This is a genomic window from Variovorax sp. V35 (genome assembly GCF_041154465.1).
GTDB classification, from domain to species: domain Bacteria; phylum Pseudomonadota; class Gammaproteobacteria; order Burkholderiales; family Burkholderiaceae_C; genus Variovorax; species Variovorax boronicumulans.
The window spans coordinates 4,250,425-4,266,520 of sequence record NZ_AP028666.1 but is presented as its reverse complement, the minus strand read 5'-3'; the positions used below and the strand labels follow the sequence as shown (position 1 = coordinate 4,266,520).

At 70.0% G+C, this 16,096-nt stretch carries 15 protein-coding genes; 7 read left to right on the top strand and 8 right to left on the bottom strand.

Annotated features, from left to right (window positions below):
• Positions 1-55: 55 nt before the first annotated feature.
• Entirely contained in the window at positions 56-2,140 is a 2,085-nt protein-coding gene (locus tag ACAM42_RS19825; RefSeq protein WP_369629109.1) for an esterase-like activity of phytase family protein, read from the top strand.
• A 6-nt stretch (positions 2,141-2,146) separates the two neighbouring features.
• On the opposite strand, the gene ACAM42_RS19820 is transcribed toward ACAM42_RS19825, so the two are convergent.
• On the bottom strand, positions 2,147-3,019 hold the full coding sequence (locus ACAM42_RS19820; protein ID WP_369629108.1) for a CoA transferase: 873 nt from the start codon (positions 3,017-3,019) through the stop codon (positions 2,147-2,149).
• Between the two features lie 163 nt (positions 3,020-3,182).
• Between ACAM42_RS19820 and ACAM42_RS19815 the strand changes: the two genes are divergently transcribed.
• Positions 3,183-4,085, top strand: a complete 903-nt coding sequence (locus ACAM42_RS19815) for an SDR family oxidoreductase (protein ID WP_062481608.1) — start codon at positions 3,183-3,185, stop codon at positions 4,083-4,085.
• 3 nt (positions 4,086-4,088) lie between these two features.
• Here ACAM42_RS19815 and ACAM42_RS19810 read toward each other — a convergent pair whose 3' ends face one another.
• Positions 4,089-4,547 carry an Lrp/AsnC family transcriptional regulator gene (locus ACAM42_RS19810; RefSeq protein WP_369629107.1) on the bottom strand — a complete coding sequence of 153 codons (459 nt, stop codon included), beginning with the start codon at positions 4,545-4,547 and terminating at the stop codon, positions 4,089-4,091.
• A 125-nt stretch (positions 4,548-4,672) separates the two neighbouring features.
• Here ACAM42_RS19810 and ACAM42_RS19805 point away from each other — a divergent pair, with 125 nt between their 5' ends.
• A complete protein-coding gene (locus ACAM42_RS19805) occupies positions 4,673-5,284 on the top strand; it encodes a glutathione S-transferase (RefSeq protein ID WP_369629106.1) in 612 nt (203 codons plus the stop codon).
• Between the two features lie 10 nt (positions 5,285-5,294).
• On the opposite strand, the gene ACAM42_RS19800 is transcribed toward ACAM42_RS19805, so the two are convergent.
• Positions 5,295-5,684, bottom strand: coding sequence for a DUF488 domain-containing protein (locus ACAM42_RS19800; RefSeq protein ID WP_369629105.1), 390 nt, complete (start codon positions 5,682-5,684; stop codon positions 5,295-5,297).
• Positions 5,685-5,726: 42 nt separating this feature from the next.
• Positions 5,727-7,604 (bottom strand): PhoX family phosphatase, encoded by a 1,878-nt coding sequence (locus ACAM42_RS19795; protein ID WP_369629104.1) that lies wholly within the window; start codon positions 7,602-7,604, stop codon positions 5,727-5,729.
• 104 nt (positions 7,605-7,708) lie between these two features.
• Between ACAM42_RS19795 and ACAM42_RS19790 the strand changes: the two genes are divergently transcribed.
• On the top strand, positions 7,709-8,536 hold the full coding sequence (locus tag ACAM42_RS19790) for a crotonase/enoyl-CoA hydratase family protein (RefSeq protein WP_369629103.1): 828 nt from the start codon (positions 7,709-7,711) through the stop codon (positions 8,534-8,536).
• 313 nt (positions 8,537-8,849) lie between these two features.
• Entirely contained in the window at positions 8,850-9,164 is a 315-nt protein-coding gene (locus tag ACAM42_RS19785) for a hypothetical protein (RefSeq protein ID WP_070060970.1), read from the top strand.
• Between the two features lie 37 nt (positions 9,165-9,201).
• Here ACAM42_RS19785 and ACAM42_RS19780 read toward each other — a convergent pair whose 3' ends face one another.
• The 3 genes from ACAM42_RS19780 to ACAM42_RS19770 all read right to left on the bottom strand — a co-directional run bounded on the left by ACAM42_RS19780 (position 9,202) and on the right by ACAM42_RS19770 (position 13,011).
• Positions 9,202-10,485 (bottom strand): acyl-CoA dehydrogenase, encoded by a 1,284-nt coding sequence (locus ACAM42_RS19780; RefSeq protein ID WP_369629102.1) that lies wholly within the window; start codon positions 10,483-10,485, stop codon positions 9,202-9,204.
• Positions 10,486-10,618: 133 nt separating this feature from the next.
• Complete coding sequence (locus tag ACAM42_RS19775; RefSeq protein ID WP_369629101.1) at positions 10,619-12,505, bottom strand: YadA family autotransporter adhesin; 1,887 nt, start codon at positions 12,503-12,505, stop codon at positions 10,619-10,621.
• 104 nt (positions 12,506-12,609) lie between these two features.
• Positions 12,610-13,011: a hypothetical protein gene (locus ACAM42_RS19770; RefSeq protein WP_369629100.1), complete on the bottom strand. Its 402-nt coding sequence runs from the start codon at positions 13,009-13,011 to the stop codon at positions 12,610-12,612.
• Positions 13,012-13,203: 192 nt separating this feature from the next.
• Here ACAM42_RS19770 and ACAM42_RS19765 point away from each other — a divergent pair, with 192 nt between their 5' ends.
• Positions 13,204-13,683, top strand: coding sequence for a hypothetical protein (locus ACAM42_RS19765; protein ID WP_369629099.1), 480 nt, complete (start codon positions 13,204-13,206; stop codon positions 13,681-13,683).
• An 89-nt stretch (positions 13,684-13,772) separates the two neighbouring features.
• The gene (locus ACAM42_RS19760) at positions 13,773-14,312 is read left to right on the top strand and encodes a hypothetical protein (RefSeq protein ID WP_369629098.1); all 540 of its coding nucleotides are present in this window, start codon (positions 13,773-13,775) and stop codon (positions 14,310-14,312) included.
• A 52-nt stretch (positions 14,313-14,364) separates the two neighbouring features.
• Here ACAM42_RS19760 and ACAM42_RS19755 read toward each other — a convergent pair whose 3' ends face one another.
• On the bottom strand, positions 14,365-15,966 hold the full coding sequence (locus ACAM42_RS19755) for a hypothetical protein (RefSeq protein ID WP_369629097.1): 1,602 nt from the start codon (positions 15,964-15,966) through the stop codon (positions 14,365-14,367).
• Positions 15,967-16,096 lie beyond the last annotated feature (130 nt).

Genomic DNA, 16,096 nt, shown 5'->3' with positions numbered 1-16,096 from the left:
CGCGGGCGCATCACAAGGACAACAAGCAATGCGCAAGACAACAAGAGGATCGAGGATGGGATGGCTGGCGCTCGTGGGCGCTGGCGCGGTGCTGACCGCCTGCGGCGGCGGCAACGGCGGCGGGGGCGGCTGGTCGTTTCCCGTGGGCGGTGGCGGCACCACCAATCCGCCCGCTGCACAGTCGAAGACCGGCACCTTCCTCGATGCCGCGGTGGAAGGCCTCGACTACGTGGCCGGCAGCGCCCCCAAGGCCGCCACCAACGCCAAGGGCGAATTCATCTGCAAGGACGGCGAGACCGTCACCTTCAGCGCCGGCGCGCTGGCCCTGGGCAGCGCCGCGTGCGGCGAAGCGATCACCCCGTTGACCCTGGCCGGCGGCAGTGACGTGAAGGCCGATGCCGTGGTCAACCGCCTGCTCGCGCTGCAGAGCTTCGACGAGGACCGCGACCCCGCCAACGGCATCCGCCTGACGCCCGCGCTCAAGGCCGCGCTGACGGCCGGCGCGCTCGATTTCAACGCCTCGCCCGACGCCTTCCACACCGCGCTCAACGCGGTGCTGGCCGCGTTGCCCGCTCCCTACAATGCCCGCATGGTCGACTCGAACCGCCGCATGCTGGCCCGCGAACACTTCGAGGACACGCTGGCCTCGCGCCTGGCCGCACCGGTCACCGAGGCGTCGACGCAAACCAACCAGCTCGGTGCCATCGGCATCGCCGTCACGCGCTACCAGCTGCAGGCCGACACCCGCTTCCACGTGCCCTATGAGGGCGACAACGCGGACATCAAGGCCGACTTTCCGCAGGGCTTCCTGCCGGCCTACGGCTCGGGCCTGGCGTTCAAGGGCAAAGCCGACGACGGCGCGCTCGAGTTCTACGCCATCACCGACCGCGGCCCGAACGGCGACGGCCCGACCGCGCCCGTGCCCGGCGGCGGCGACGGTGTCACCAGCATCAGCAAGGTGTTCCCGGCGCCATCGTTCGCGCCGAGCTTCGGCATCGTGCGCGTGGGCAAGACCGGCGCGGTGCTCAGCACCAGCGTGCCGCTCAAGCGCGACGCCAACACCAAGATCACCGGCCTGCCGCCGCGCTCGGGCGTGGGCTCGACCGGCGAGACCCCGCTGACCGACCAGTACAAGTTCGACGAAGCCAAGGCCGGCTACGACGCCAACGGCCTCGACCCCGAGACGCTGGTGCTCGACAAGGCGCGCAACGTGCTGTGGACCAGCGACGAGTACGGCCCCTTCATCGCGCGCCTGAACATCGCCAGCGGCGTGGTCGAGAAGAAGTACGCGCCCGGCCCCGGCGCCACCGACCTGCCGGCGGTGCTGGCCCAGCGCCGCCCCAACCGCGGCATGGAAGGCCTGACGCTCGATGCGGCCAGCGGCGTGCTGCACGGCTTCCTGCAGAGCCCGATCGACCCGCGCGACGCCAACGGCAAGTCGATCAAGGCCAAGCCGCCGGGCGGCAGCAACACTGACGTGCGCCACATCGCCAAGTTCACGCGCTGGCTCGCGTTCGATCCGGCCACCGAGACCTCGAAGCTCTACGCCTACCCGATCGACGGCAGCCAGTACGACAAGGACCGCACCGGCAACGCCAAGCTCGGCGACATGGTGAGCCTGGGCAACGGCCGCTTCATCGTCATCGAGCAGGGCGCGCGCAAGAGCGACGGCAAGGTGTTCAACAAGCTGATGCTGGTGGAGCTGCCGGCCAACGCGACGAACATCGCCGCCCCGGAGTTCAACCACAACCTCGAGATCAGCAGCATCACGCAGGCCCCCTCGAATGGCGTCGACTATTCGACCGTGGTGACGATGCGCAAGACCGAGCTGCTCGACCTCAACGCGCTGGGCTGGCTGGCCGAGAAGGCCGAGGGCCTGACCATCGTCGACGACCAGACCCTGGCGCTGGTGAACGACAACGACTTCGGCCTGGGCACCGTGCTGCTCGGCGCCGATGGCACCCGCCTGGCCGGCAGCGTGGAAGACTGCACGGCCGCCGTCGACGGCCAGCTCAGCGGCTGCCCCGCGGGCGCAACCCGGGCGCGCATCACGCGCGGCTCCGACCTGGAGCGGCCGACGCGCATCTGGCTCATCAAGCTGGACCGCAAGCTGAGCGACCTGCGCCTGCCGGCGTCCTGAGCGCCGTCAGTCGGCCAGCGTGAGCAGCGGCACGTCGCGCTCACGGCCCATGGCCTCCAGCTCGGCGCGCGTGCGCGTCGCGAGCCAGGCGGCCAGTGCCGCGTGCGTGGCCGGCGCCATCATGTCCGGCGGCGCCACGCCGGCCACGTCGCACAGGCGCGCGGCGAAGTGCGGTTCCAGCGCCGCCACGGCCACGCGGCCGTCGGCACAGGGGTAGACGCGGTAGCCGGCGTGCGCGCCGCCCACCGCGCCGTCGGGCTTTGTCAGGCCCCAGGTGCGGGGCAGGGCGAGCCAGTCGGCCGAGGCGTTCAGCGCCACCTCGAGGTACACGCCACCGCGCTGGCGCGTCTGCTGCAGCACGGCCTTCAGCACCGCCTCGCTCGCCAGCAGTGCGCCGCCCATGTCGGCGTACAGCGTGGGCGGCAGTTCGGTGCCGGTGACGAGGCCGCTCTCGGCGAGGTAGGTCAGGTCGTGGCCCGGCTCCTCGGCGCGTTCGCCCGGCGCGCCGACGATGGCGACCTGGGACAGCGCGGGGTGCCGCGCCTGCAGCGAGGCCCAGTCGAGCTTCAGCTTCTGCAGCGCCGACGGGCGAAACGAGGTCAGCAGCACGTCGGTGCGGGCCAGCTCGGCGTGCAGCTGCGCTTGGCCGGCCTCGGTCTTCAGGTCGACCGTGCGGACCTCGACGCCCTCGTGCAGCGCCGTGTACGCGGACCGGTTGTACAGCCCCATCGGATCGCCGCCGGGCGGCTCCAGCTTGAGGCAGGCCGCGCCCATCGTGCGGCAGCGCAGCAGCGCGGCGGGGCCCGGCAGGTTGAGCGCCAGGCTCAGCACGCGCACGCCGGCGAGCGGCAGGAAGGAAGCATCGGAGGAACGGGGCATGGGTCGTGTGTCCGGAAGGTCCAGGGGTGAAGGGAAGGGGGCGCGGCCATTTTCACCCGCCGGCAGAGCCAGATTCCGCAAGCCATGGCGCCCTGGCAGTCGTAGCATGCGGCCGATGGCAGCACGCGCTCCTGCCGCTGCCGCAACGCCAAGGAGACCCCTCATGTTCGAAGCATCCCTGATGCGCGGCCAGCGCATCCTCGTCACCGGCGGCGGCACCGGCCTCGGCCGTGCCATGGCCGAGCGATTTCTGAGCCTGGGCGCCGATGTCGCCATCTGCGGCCGGCGCCAGGCGGTCTGCGAAGAAACCGCCGCCGCCTGGCGCCAGCAGTTTCCCGATCGGCGCATCGATGCCTTCGGCGTCGACATCCGCATCGCGCAGCAGGTCGACGAGATGGTCGAGAGCCTGTTCCAGAGCGGCGGGCTCACGGGCCTCGTCAACAACGCGGCGGGCAACTTCGTCTCGCCGACCGAGAACCTCTCGCCGCGCGCCTTCGACGCCGTGGCCAACATCGTGTTCCACGGCAGCTTCTACGTGACGCAGGCCGTGGGCAAGCGCTGGGTGGCGCAGGCCAAGTCGGGCGCGTGGAAGCCGGGCGATGCCTTTCGCAGCGTGATGAGCATCATCGTCACCTGGGTCGACAACGGCAGCCCGTACGTGGTGCCCTCGGCCATGAGCAAGGCCGGCATCGAGGTCATGACCAAGTCGCTCGCGGTGGAGTGGGCGCGCCACGGCATCCGCCTGAACGCCGTGGGCCCCGGCGAGATCCCGACCGAAGGCATGAGCAAGCGCCTGAACCCCGGCGAGGAACCCGGCGCACGCAGCATCAAGACCAACCCGATGGCGCGCGTGGGCCGCATGAGCGAGCTGCAGAACCTCGCCTCCTTCCTGATGGCGCCGGGCCAGTGCGACTGGCTCACGGGCCAGAGCATCATGATGGACGGCGGCAATGCGCTGGCCACCGGCGGCAACTTCTACGAGCTGCGCGAATGGAGCGACGCCGACTGGCTGGCCGCGCGCGAACGCATCGAGGCGCAGAACCAGAAGGACAAGGCGCAGCGCTGAACGCTACTTGCGCGGCGGCTTCGCGGCGCCCACCGTGACCTGCTTGCGCACGGGGCTCGACAGCACCAGCGAGGTGGTCACCGAACCGTCGACCGCGAGCGCGTCCACCACGCGCTCCAGGTCGGTCGGCTCGGCGATGGCGCAGCGCACGAAGAAGCAGTCGGCACCGGTCACGCGGTCCACCGCGAGCACCTCGGGCATGGCCTCGAAGAGCGCGAGGTAGCGCGCAATGGCCGCGTGCGTGGTGTCGATGCGGATGATGGCCTCCAGCCCCACGCCCAGCGCGCGCAGGTTCACGCGCGCGCCGTAGCCTTCGATCACGCCCGCATGCTCCAGCTTGCGCACGCGCTCGCTCATCGCGGGCTGCGACAGGCCGATGCGCTTGCCGATCGCGGCCAGGCTCTGGCGCGCGTCGGTCTGCAGGGCTTCGAGGATGAGGCGGTCTTTCTTGTCGATGGTCATGGCGTGCAGCGGAAGAAGAGGGGACCGATGATCGATCGGTAAGGTGCGCTGATTTTCGATGGGTTGCCCTTCTGCGCGCGCGGCGCGGGCGCTATGGTGGCGGTCATCTTTTTCCAGGAGACCCCATGCAACTCGTCGGCATGCTCGACTCGCCCTTCGTTCGCCGCGCCGCGATCTCGCTGCGCCTGCTCGGCCTCGGTTTCGAGCACCGCTCGATCTCGGTCTTCAGCACCTTCGAGCAGTTCCGCGCGATCAACCCGGTGGTCAAGGCCCCGACGCTGGTGTGCGACGACGGCACGGTGCTGATGGATTCGACGCTCATCATCGACCACGCGCAAGCGGTCGCCGGCCGCAGCCTGTGGCCTGCCGACCCGGCCGCCCGGCTGCGCGACCTGCGCCTCACGGGGCTCGCGCTCGCGGCCTGCGAGAAGACGGTGCAGATCGTCTACGAGCGCAACCTGCGCCCCAGTGAGAAGCAGCACCAGCCGTGGGTCGATCGCGTGCAGGGCCAGCTGAATACGGCCTATGCCGAGGTGGAGCGCGAACTGGCGGCTGCGCCGCTGGCAGCACCCGCAGAAAAAACGATCACGCAGGGCGGCATTTCGGCGGCGGTGGCCTGGACCTTCACGCAGTTCATCCTGCCCGACGCGGTGCGCCCGTCGGACTTTCCGCTGCTCGCCGCCTACACGGCGCAGGCAGAGCAACTGCCCGTGTTCGTCGGCGCGCCGCTGGTCTGAACGACTTCGCTCAGGCTGCGATGTCCGCTCCGCGCTCGGCCAGCAGGCCGCGCAGCAGCGAGCGGTGGCAGCGCGATTCATCCTCGCAGTAGCAGCCGACCGCGAGCGCGGCGGTGTGCGAGAGCGCCGAGAGCAGGTCGAGGCTGCGGCTGGCGTCGGCCTCGGCCATCTCGGCCTTGTACTTGCGCATGAAGGCGTTCCATTGCGCCGGCGTCTCGGCTTCCTGCCCCAGCTTCATCGTCTCGGCCGACGGCGCGAGATTGGGGTACCACACGTCGTACCAGTTCTGCGAGGCGAACTCGGTCTTCGGCACGCCGCGCGGCGGGCGGCGCACGGTGCCGATGCGCAGGCCCTCGCCGGGTGCGCGCGGGGTGCCGAGGCGGACGATGCGGATGCTCATGACGGGGATCTCCTGGGGCTGTTGTTGTGATGTGTTCGACTGTCAGGTGCCGACGATACCGCCGTCGCGCCGGCGGATCGCCAGCGTGGCCGAGCGCGGGCGCGCGCTGCCGGGCTGCGTGCCATCGGGCCAGGCGCTGTTGTGCTTCGCGTCGCCGTCATCGCGCGACTCGCCCGGGTGCTGGATGTTGACGAACAGCGTGCGCCGGTCGGGCGTGACCACGCAGCCCGTGATCTCGCAGCCGTTGGGCCCCGTGAGGAAGCGCTGGATGCGGCCCGTGGCCGGGTCGGCGCACAGCATCTGGTTGTTGCCGAGCGCGGCATAGGGCGGCTTGCCCATGGACTGTCCGCTCATGTCGGTCTGGATCCACAGCAGCCCGCCGCTGTCGAAGTGCAGGCCGTCGGGGCAGCCGAACACGTCGGCGTGGTCGCCGGGGTAGCGCGTGCCGGCGCCGGGCTGCGCGGGGTCGCCTGCGAGCGCGTAGTGCTCCCAGGCGAAGGCGGTGCTGGCCGCGTCGCCGCCGTCTTCGCGCCAGCGCAGGATGCCGCCGAAGAAGTTGGGCGCGCGCGGGTTGGCGGCGTCGGCGCCGGGCTTGCCGAGGTCGCCGCGCTGCGTGTTGTTGGTGAGCGTGACGTACACCTCGCCGCTGTGCGGATGCACGGCGATCCATTCGGGGCGGTCCATCTTCGTGCCGCCGACGATGTCGCCCGCGAGCCGCGCATGAATCAGCACTTCAGCCTGATCGGCGAAGCCGCTGGCGGCGTCGATGCCGTGGCGCCCGTGCACGAGTTCGAGCCAACGCCCGCGCCCATCGGGGTCGAAGCGCGCAACGTGCAGCGTGCCTTCGTCGAGCAGGTGCCGGTTGGCCGCGCGCGCGGCGGCATCGGTGCCGGGGCGCACGGGGTCGCGGCTCACGAACTTGTAGATGTATTCGAAGCGCGCGTCGTCGCCCATGTAGACCACCACGCGGCCGTCCTTCGCCACGGTGCAGGTCGCGCTTTCCTGCCGCTTGCGGCCGAGCGCGGTGCGCTTGACGGGCACCGAGTCGGGGTCGAAGGGATCGATCTCGACCACCCAGCCGAAGCGGTGCGGCTCGTTCGGATGGCGGCTCAGGTCGAAGCGTTCGTCGAAGCGCCAGTACTCGACCCACTGCGCGCCCGGCACCGTGCCGTAGCGGCGTTGCGCGGGTGTTGCGCGGTTCGCGGCCTCTTTCGGGCCGCCGAAGTAGCCGTGGAAGTTCTCCTCGCAGGTCAGGTAGGTGCCCCAGGGCGTGACGCCCATCGCGCAGTTGGCGAAGGTGCCGAAGACGGTGGTGCCCGCCGGGTCGGCGGCGGTGCGCATCAGCGGCGTGCCCGCGGCGGGGCCGGCGATGCGCATCGGCGTGCGGCCGTGCACGCGGCGCGCGTAGGGCGAGGGCATCACCTGGCGCCAGCCTTCGGGTGTGCGGCGGACCTCGATCACCGACACGCCCATCGCATGCAGCGACTTGCGGACCTTGTCGGCGTTCCAGGCCTTCACGCCGTCGGTGTGCAGCAGTTGCTCGTCGGTGTACTCGTGGTTCATCACGAGCAGGCCGCGTTCGCCGCGCGCATCGAGCGCGAAGAAGTGCATGCCGTCGTGGTGCATGCCCGCCTGCAGGGCCTGCTCGTCGGCGCTGTTGCCGGCGTCGGGCGCGAAGGCCGGCATGCGGCCCGCAACGCCCGTGGGCGCGCCCCAGGGGTAGAGCATCTGCCACTCGTATTCCGGCGGCACCACCACCGCATCGCGTTGCGAAATGGGCACGCTGGTGAAGAAGCCCGACGGGGTCGTCGCGCCCGTGGAAGGCGGCAACTGCGAACGCGCGCAGCCCTGGCCGAACAGCGCGACGACGGCGGCGGTGGCGCCCGATTGCAGGAGGAAGTGACGGCGGTCCAGGGGCATGGCGAGGCGGCGGAGGTGTTGGGTCGGCGACAGTGCGCATCATCGCCCAGCGGCCCGGTCGCGCGATACTGAGCCGATACCCCGACACCGACAGGAGACATGCAATGAGCGACCGTATCGAATGGACCCGCCACGCCGACGGCGTGGTGGAACTGCAGCTGGCGCGCGCCGACAAGATGAACGCGCTCGACCCCGCGATGTTCGACGCGCTGGTCCAGGCGGGCGAAGCGCTGCGCGACGACAAGAGCGTGCGCGCCGTGGTCATCGCGGGCCGCGGCAAGGCCTTCTGCGCGGGGCTCGACATGGCGTCGTTCGAACGCATGGGGCAGGGCGCCGCCAGCGACGTGCTGGGCGCGGCGGCCGGCGGCACCGATCTGGTCGCGCGCACGCACGGCCTCTCGAACGCCGCGCAGCAGGTGGCGATGGTGTGGCGCGAAGTGCCGGTGCCGGTCATCGCGGCCGTGCACGGCGTGGCCTTCGGCGGCGGGCTGCAGGTGGCGCTGGGCGCCGACATCCGGCTCGTGGCGGCCGACACCAAGCTGTCGGTGATGGAGATCAAGTGGGGCCTCGTGCCCGACATGGCCGGCATGGTGCTGATGCGCGAACTGGCGCGCACCGACGTCGTGCGCGAACTCACCTTCACCGGCCGCATCTTCTCGGGTGAAGAGGCCGTGCGCCTGGGCCTGGCCACGCGCGTGGCCGCCGACCCGCTGGCCGAGGCGCTGCAGATGGCGCACGAGATCGCCGCCAAGAGCCCCGACGCGATCCGCGCCGGCAAGCGGCTGCTGAACGCGTCGCTCGCGCACAGCGCCGCCGAGCTGCTGATCGCCGAGTCGGTGGAGCAGCAGGCGCTGATCGGCAGCCCCAACCAGCTCGAGGCCGTGAAGGCCAACATCGAGCGGCGGGCGCCGCAGTTCAGCGCGCCGGCCTGAATTTCTTCTTCTGGTTTTTTTGCGTTCCTCGCGGTGCGGACACTGCGAGGCGCAGCTGTTTGCGCGCCCGTTTCGGCCGGCCGAAGCGGTGGTCGCAACATTTCGTATGCCAAAAATCGTACACAAAGCGCGCCATCCGTGTCTTTGTGTAAGAATTAAGTAGTTGTTTTCCCGAGTAATTCGGCGGAATTGACCGCACTTTGTGTGCAGAAGGTCACGTCTTGCCGTATGCCCTCGGTCGGGAAAATGACTATCGGAGTCACACTCGAAAACAATTAATCAACTTTTGCTTTGGCTAGCGACGGCGTTCCGCATGTCGACGAATACGTTTTTTTGCAATCTCAGCGTGCCCATCCTCGTGGGCGAGGACCGCTACAAGTACGTCCCGATCGTGGGGGTGTTTCGCAGCATCCCCATCGAGCAGGTCGACGAGTGGGTGATGCACCCCGACGGCCGTCCGCGCAGCGATCGCGAACTCGCCGCCGAAGTGCTGGTCGAAATCCGCAAGCCGCTCGGCACCAGCGGCCACACGGCGCCGAACGCCTTCGACGTCGCCGACATCCTGCAGCTCGATCGCGCGGCTGCCATCGTGGTGTCGACCTTTCTCGCGGCGCTGCCGCGGGTCTGAACACCGCCTCGCGGCTTCTTCCTTCTTTCTTTCCGTCTCAGCTCGCGATGGCGCCAACCGCCCAGTAGAAGGTCGGCCGCGCACCGTTGAGCAGGTGGTCGCCCACCACGCGCCCCTTGTAGATCGTCGGGTTGTGCGACGCCAGCGTGCGCGCATTGCGCCAGTGCCGGTCGAGCCGCCGGTCTTCCTGCAAGGCCGACGCGCCACCGATGTCGAACAGCCGCGTGCCGGCCTGCAGCACCGCATCGACGATGCCGGCCTGCGCCTTGGCGGTGTTCAGCTCCACCTCGAACAGCAACTGCTCGGGCACGGCCTCGCCGCGCTGCAGGTGGCGATCGACCTCGCCCAGGCCGCGTGCTACCGCCTGCACCGTCGACGCGGCCACGAAGGCCGTGCTCGCGAGCTGGCCGATCACTTGCTGCACCAACGGGTCTTCGCGCGGCGTGGCGCCGCTGCCGTGGCTGTAGACGCGCTTGCGCGGCTGCACGAAGGCCACCGCATCGCGCACGATGGCGCGCGCAATGCCCGCCAGCGTGGCCAGGTGCGTGAGCTGGAAGTGCGCGGTGAGCGGCGTCGGCTGGTCGCGCACGTACAGCAGCACATGCTCGGGCTTCACGCGGACCTGGCGAAAGCGCGTCGTGCCCGAAGCGCTCAGGCGCTGGCCGAAGCCGCGCCAGTCGTCGACGCGCTCCACGCCTGTGGCCTCCGCGGGCACGAGCGCGATCACGCGGTCGCTGCTGCCGTCGTCGTTCAGGCGCTGGGCCGCGACCGAGATCCAGTCGGCGTAGAGCGTGCCGGTGCTGTAGAACTTGTCGCCGTCGAGCCGCCACGTGTCGGCGCTCTGCGCGTCGCGCGTGAGCGTGGTCTGCAGCGCGCCGAGCGCGCCTTCGCCGAGTTCGGTGGTGGCGTTGCCGAAGATCACGCCGTCGGCCGCCAGGCGCATCCACGGGCCGTGCAGCGCGGGGTCGATCTCGGCGAACAGGCGCTCGATGAAGCCGAAGTGCGCGCGAAGGATCTGCGGCAGGTTGGAGTCGGCCTCGCCGAGTTCGATCAGCAGGTCGTACAGCTGCTCGACCGACGCACCGAGGCCGCCGTGTGCGAGCGGCACGCGCAGCGCACCGAAGCGGGCGGCCTTGAGCCAGGCCACCGGCGCGTAGGCCAGCTCGCGCTCGTTCTCGCGCTGCGCCGCGTGCTCGGCGATGCGCGCGAAGACGGGACGGAAGCGCTCGGCGAGTTGCTGAGAGGAGGGTGCGAGCGTGGAAGGGCGGGCGGGAGCCGTGGGCGCGGCGGGGCGCGTCGGCGTGTCGTGGATGGATGCCATGGAGAGCCGGGCGGCCCCGAGGGCGCGCCGGAAAAGAGCGATACAGGCGTGGGACTGTGCCCGCGCCAGGCCGTCGCTGGGAAATACGCTTTTCGTGTTTTCTTATGCGCGGCGGACGGGCTGCGCCCTCGCGTCAGAACTCGCCCTTCAGCCCCACGCGCACACCCACCGATCCGCTCGCGCCGCTGACCCCGGCGGAGAGCGCCAGCGGCATGTCCGTCGCGAGGCGGTGCACGACGCTGGCACCCATCGCGGAGTGGCCCTTGTAGTTCGCCAGCTGCGCGGCCCAGCTGGTCTTGCCCGGTGCGGACGGCATCGGCGCGTCGCCCATCGCCATCGCCGCGGCCACGCCCTTGGCCGCGAAGCTGCGCGCCTCCGACACCGCGGCCGCCGTCAGCTGCTGTGCCTGCTGCAGGTTGACCGCGTCGGTGGGCAGCACGCCGGGCGCCACGTTGGCGATGCTGCGCGTCTGGCCGGTGGCGGCATTGCCCACCGACACCGAGTTGTCGCGCGTGGCCAAGGAGCCCTGGCCGAGGGCGACCGAGTTCGATCCCGCGGCCAGCGTGTTGGCGCCCAGTGCCACCGCGTTGTTGCCCGTGGCGACGGCGTCGTTGCCGACGGCGGTCGTCGGATCGGCCAGCGCCTTCGCGCCCGCGCCGATCGCCACCGAGCCCGCGTAGCGCGCCTGCGCCCCGTTGCCGATCGCCGTGGTGTTGTCGCCCTGGGCCGTGGCGTTGGTGCCCAGCGCCGTGGCGCCCGTGCCCGTGGCCTGCGTGCCGGTGCCGCAGGTCACGTTGCCGCCGCTGAAGCTGCACAGGCCGTTGGACAGCGCCTGGTTCATGACGCCCTGCAAGGCGGCGATCTGCTGCATCGTGAAGGTGTTGGCCGTGGTCAGCGCACCTTGCTGCACCTGCTGCAGCTGGCCGACGTTGGCGGCGTCGGTGGCGGCGACGCCCGCGCGCACGTTGCTCAGCGTGGTGCCGGCGCCGCCGTTGGCGTTCAGCGCGACCTGGGCACCACCCGCGCCGTACTGCACGGAGTTGTTCGCCACGCCCAGTGCCGTGTTGGCGGTGCTCTGGGCCGTGGCTGCGGCCGTGGTTGCGGTGTTGGCCGTGCTTTGCGCCGCGCCCGCGTCGGCCATGGCGGTGAGGGCCGTGCCATTGGCGGCGGAGGCCGTGGCCTGTGCGTTGGCCGCGCTCTGCTGGACGGTGTACAGCTGGCCGCCGTTGACGGCATCGGTGCTGGTGGCGTTCACCGCGCCGGCGCTCACGTTGACCAGGCCGCGCGTCTGTCCCGCACTGCCGAAAGACACGGTGTTGGCCGAGGTGGTGACCGAGTTCGCGCCGATGGCCACGCCGCCGTTCGCACCGTTCGCGACCCGGCTGCCCGAGCCGATGGCCACGCCGCCCGTGGCCAGTGCTGCGGCGCCCGAGGCGGTGTCGCTCGCGCCGCCGATGGCGGTGCTGCCATTGCCGGAGGCCTGGGCGCCCTGTTGGGTGCCCAAAGCGCTGCCGATGGCGACCGCGGCGTTGCCCGATGCCTGTGCGCCGCTGCCGCCCGATGGGCCGTTGTTGCCGCAACAACCGTTGCTGCCTGTGGCTCCCGCGCCGAGTGCGATGGCCCCGCCCGCCGATGCCACGGCGCCACGTCCTCCAGCGCCGCCTATGCCGCCTGCGTCGCCCTGTCCACCGGTCCCTCCGCCGCCGATGGCCGTTGCGCCGCCGGCGGTGGCGCTGGCACCGGTGCCACCCGAGCCACCGGTTCCGCCAGAGGTCGCGGACCCGCCATTGCCGCCCGCACCCAGTGCTGTCGCGCCGTCGAAGGCGGCCGAGGCTGCGGCGCCGCCGAGGCCGCCTGTTCCTACCGAACTGCTCGTGCCTGCGCTGCCCGCATCGCCGTGCGTCAAGCCGGCCGCATGGACGCTGCCCGCGGCTAGCAAGGCCACGGCAGCCAGGTGCCGAAGGGCGCGGACGCGCGACGGTTGTCCATGGACACCGTGGATGTGGACGTGGATCGGCATGGACTCTTCCCCTGTGAAAGCAAACAAGACAAACGCGTCGAAGTGTGTCTTTTTGCCCTCGAGGGAGCCATCACCGAAAACTGGTACGAGCCCTCGCCGGGGTGCTAGATCGCCTTGACCTCGAAGTAGGCTTCGTCGGTGTCGCCCAGGTCGCGAAAGCCCGCCGTGCGCGCAGCGTCGTAGGCCTTGACCCAGCGCGCGGCCAGCGCGATCTCGCGCTTGGTGAGGTCGGTGTCGCTCGACTCGCTGGCGTTCTGGAAGGCGCGCATGGCTGGTAGCACGTCGGCGCCCAGTTGCTTTTCGAGTTCGCGCCGGAAGCGTTGCTCGGCGACCCTGACCGCGTCGGCCGACGAATGGGGGTAGTCGATCAGCTTGGCGGAAAAGGCGTCACGCGGCTCGTCTTCGGTGTCTTCGAGCGCGACCGCAGCGGCGGCGGGCTCATGGAAGTTGAAGAGGGGCGAGGGCGGCGTCGCCGGCCGGGGGAAGAAGAGTTCAGCTTGGGTCATGGTTCACCCACGCGTTGGACTGGGATGCGTTCTTCGGCATGTGGATTCCTTGAGAATACTGTTTAAATGTACAGTATTGAATCCAGAATTCAAATGACAGACGGCGCGCATCTGGCGCGTGGAGCCCTCTGCTTTAATGGCGCCTTGCCGGGGGAGGGCCCAGGCTGTGTCACAGAGGAAGGCGACGTGCAGATGGATTGGATGACCGTCCTGGGGACCGTCGGAGTGATCGTCCTTCAAGGGCTGTCGTTCTGGTTCCTCTACTGGCTCTGGAAGAAGCTCCGTACGCCCAAGGCGCCCCGGGCGGGCGCTGCGCCCCTTGCGATCAAGGGCGGCGCGGTGCCCGTCGTGGCCACCTTCACCGGCCTGCGCGGCCTGCCGTGGGTGGCGCTGGCGACCAACAGCCTGAACCCTGTCTTGCGCATCGAAAGCGAGCAGCTGGTGTATCGCGTGCTGCGCCAGCGCGAGCGGCCTTTCGCGGACATCCGCCAGGTCGACGTGCGCGAGGCCTATGGCACCTTCAACCTGATCTTCGAGTTCCAAGACGCACGGCGGACTTTCGTGGCCAATGTGGGCACGGCGGCGTGCGGGGCGCAGGCGTTGTCGCTGCTGCCCGAGAGCGTGCCGCTCTCCGCCCGTGCGCGGGAGGCGTTGCGGCCAGCGGGCGCCTAGGCCGGGGCGTGACGGGTTCGTGCGGGGCATCGGCGCGGCTGGCGTCGATGACCTGTGCACTGCGAGGCATCGCTACTACCATCGCGTCCATGCGCCTCACCTTCCTCGCCAGCCTTCTCCTGATCGCCAGCGGCATGGCCCATGCCCAGCAGGTCTATCGATGCGGCAACCAGTACAGCGGTGAGCCGTGTGGCGGCAGCGGCGGCCGCGTGGTCGACGTGTCGCCGCCGGTGCGCAACCTCGAGGCGGCCGGTGCGTCCCAGGTGTTTCTCTGCGTGAGCAACAGTGGCGGGCGTTTCTGGTCGCCGAATCACTGCCGCGAGCGGGGCGCATTGGTCGAGCGCATCGAGCCGGTCCCGGCCGGGTTGCCATGGGAGCAGCAGGTGGAGATGGCCGACCGGCAAACCAGGCAGGGCTACGCGGTCCAGCAACAGGCCGCACAGCAACGCGGCGCGACGTCGCCGGGTGTGACGGGGGCCAGTGGCGACACGTCGCGTTGCGCGCACTTCAACGAGCGGGTGGCGTACTACGACCGTTTGGCGCGGCAACCGCAGAGTGGCGCGACTCAGTCCTGGATCGCCGAGCAGCGCAAGGAGGCCCGGGATCAGCAGTTCAGGGCAAGGTGCTGAGGCCCGGGAAAAACGGATTCGCGTGATGCCGTGAGGCCTGCGCTCGCAGGCGTCAACGGCCGGGGCCGAAATGATTCTGCGCAACGCACCGGCGCCCGCCGGATTGCACGGCATTGCAGGCGTTCTCGGCGGCGGCGTACTGCTGCTGGCGCGTCTGGCGTTCCGCGGCGATCTGGGCGGGAGTCACGCCGGGTTCGGTGGGGCAGTTGGAGGCGATCATGTCCAGCACCGTCTTCGTCATGAACATCACCGTTTCCTGGCTGGCGGTGATCGAGGCATTGGGAGCGACCTTCGTCGCGATGACCGACTGCTTCATGGCTTCGCAGGTCTGGCTGGAAAGGCGCGTTCCGGCCGGGCGGCTGGCCGCGTTGGCCGTGCCCGCTGGCGACGAACCTCCACCCGCGGTCGTGCTGCCACCCGACTCGCCCGTCATCTGCCGCGCCGTCGTGGCCGCCAGCGGATGGTCGGGGAAGCGGCTCATCAAGGTGCGCTGCACTTCGCGCGCGCGGGCGCGGTCGCCCTGTGCGTTCAGTTCGTCGGCGCGGGCGAACAGCTGGCCTGGGTTCATCGTCTGCAGGCTGGTTCGGAATTGCTGTTCGGCCTGGGCCGCCTGCTCGCGTTTGCGCTGCTGTTCGGCTTCGGCCGCGAGCCGGTTCTTTTCTGCTTCGGCGCGGGCGGCGGCCTCGCGGTCGCGCGGCAGGTTGACGTCGATCCGATTGCCCTCGGTGTCGATGCGCGCGCCTACCGACAGTACCCCCTTGTCGTAGCGGCCTTCCTCGGATAGCGACCCGTCGGCGCGGTACTCGCGGCCCTGGGCGGGCTTGCCGTCCACGCGCAGGCCCTCGAAGCGGGAGCCGTCGGCGCGCGTGAAGGTGCCCTGCACGGCGCCTGTGTCGGTCCAGCGGCCGACCAGGGTGGCGCCGTTCTTGAAGCCGTACGCGCCCGCGCCGACACGCTTGCCGTTCACATACTCGCCCACGAACCGGTCGCCGGTGGGGTGCAGGACGTCGAATGCCCCCTGCTTCTCGCCTTGCCGGTACTGGCCGCGCTGGATCTCGCCGCTGGAAAAGATCGTCGTGCCGGCGCCTTCTTCTTGCCCGTCCCGGGTCTGGCCGTAATAGACCCAGGTGGTGCCGTTCTTGCCATTGCCGCTCAGGGTATCGCCGGTGCCCGCATCGCGCACGCGGTTGCCGATGTCCTGTGCACGGGGCTGGACGTCGGGTCGGGCGCCCAGCGCACGCTCGTTGCTGCGCTCCTCGCTGTTCAGCTCTGCCGTGAAGATGGCATCGGGGGTGACTTCCTTGCGATAGCCGAACAGCAGCGTGCGCGTGCCTTCGCCAATGGCCGCCTGCAGCCGCTCCAGGTAGCTCTTGGCGCGTGCGCAGGTCTTTTGCACGTTCAGCACGAAGCGGCAGCCGACATGCGCGGCGCAGAGATCGGCCTGGGTGACTGTGGCCTCGTCCTTGAGCTCGGCGCAGTTGGCGATCTCGGGATTGACTTGAGCCCGAGCGTCCGCAGGAACAGCCAGTACGCAGGCCGAGAGGACGAGCACCGACAGGAAGTGGGTGGGGATCTGGATCGCGTGCAAGAGGCCATGCCGACCTCGGCGGTTGGAGGTGGCGTTAGGTTCTTGCGCGGTGGTCTTTATCGTCATGGCGTCATCCCCTCGATGTGAGACCAGTCGAATCTAGTCGCTCGATTTGCAAGCGAAATACCTCTTTTGTGGGAGTCCACGGAAACCAGTGGGCTGGGACTGCGCTGGCCAAGAAAAAGCCCGCACGAAG

What these genes read in the sequence shown, in the direction of transcription:
- ACAM42_RS19825 (WP_369629109.1), top strand. Translation starts at nt 56, where the DNA reads ATGGGATGGCTGGCGCTCGTGGGCGCTGGCGCGGTGCTGACCGCCTGC.
- ACAM42_RS19760 (WP_369629098.1), top strand. Translation starts at nt 13,773, where the DNA reads ATGCGCCTCACCTTCCTCGCCAGCCTTCTCCTGATCGCCAGCGGCATG.
- ACAM42_RS19815 (WP_062481608.1), top strand. Translation starts at nt 3,183, where the DNA reads ATGTTCGAAGCATCCCTGATGCGCGGCCAGCGCATCCTCGTCACCGGC.
- ACAM42_RS19790 (WP_369629103.1), top strand. Translation starts at nt 7,709, where the DNA reads ATGAGCGACCGTATCGAATGGACCCGCCACGCCGACGGCGTGGTGGAA.
- ACAM42_RS19805 (WP_369629106.1), top strand. Translation starts at nt 4,673, where the DNA reads ATGCAACTCGTCGGCATGCTCGACTCGCCCTTCGTTCGCCGCGCCGCG.
- ACAM42_RS19765 (WP_369629099.1), top strand. Translation starts at nt 13,204, where the DNA reads ATGGATTGGATGACCGTCCTGGGGACCGTCGGAGTGATCGTCCTTCAA.
- ACAM42_RS19780 (WP_369629102.1), bottom strand. Translation starts at nt 10,485, where the DNA reads ATGGCATCCATCCACGACACGCCGACGCGCCCCGCCGCGCCCACGGCT.
- ACAM42_RS19785 (WP_070060970.1), top strand. Translation starts at nt 8,850, where the DNA reads ATGTCGACGAATACGTTTTTTTGCAATCTCAGCGTGCCCATCCTCGTG.
- ACAM42_RS19820 (WP_369629108.1), bottom strand. Translation starts at nt 3,019, where the DNA reads ATGCCCCGTTCCTCCGATGCTTCCTTCCTGCCGCTCGCCGGCGTGCGC.
- ACAM42_RS19795 (WP_369629104.1), bottom strand. Translation starts at nt 7,604, where the DNA reads ATGCCCCTGGACCGCCGTCACTTCCTCCTGCAATCGGGCGCCACCGCC.
- ACAM42_RS19775 (WP_369629101.1), bottom strand. Translation starts at nt 12,505, where the DNA reads ATGCCGATCCACGTCCACATCCACGGTGTCCATGGACAACCGTCGCGC.
- ACAM42_RS19800 (WP_369629105.1), bottom strand. Translation starts at nt 5,684, where the DNA reads ATGAGCATCCGCATCGTCCGCCTCGGCACCCCGCGCGCACCCGGCGAG.
- ACAM42_RS19810 (WP_369629107.1), bottom strand. Translation starts at nt 4,547, where the DNA reads ATGACCATCGACAAGAAAGACCGCCTCATCCTCGAAGCCCTGCAGACC.
- ACAM42_RS19755 (WP_369629097.1), bottom strand. Translation starts at nt 15,966, where the DNA reads ATGACGATAAAGACCACCGCGCAAGAACCTAACGCCACCTCCAACCGC.
- ACAM42_RS19770 (WP_369629100.1), bottom strand. Translation starts at nt 13,011, where the DNA reads ATGACCCAAGCTGAACTCTTCTTCCCCCGGCCGGCGACGCCGCCCTCG.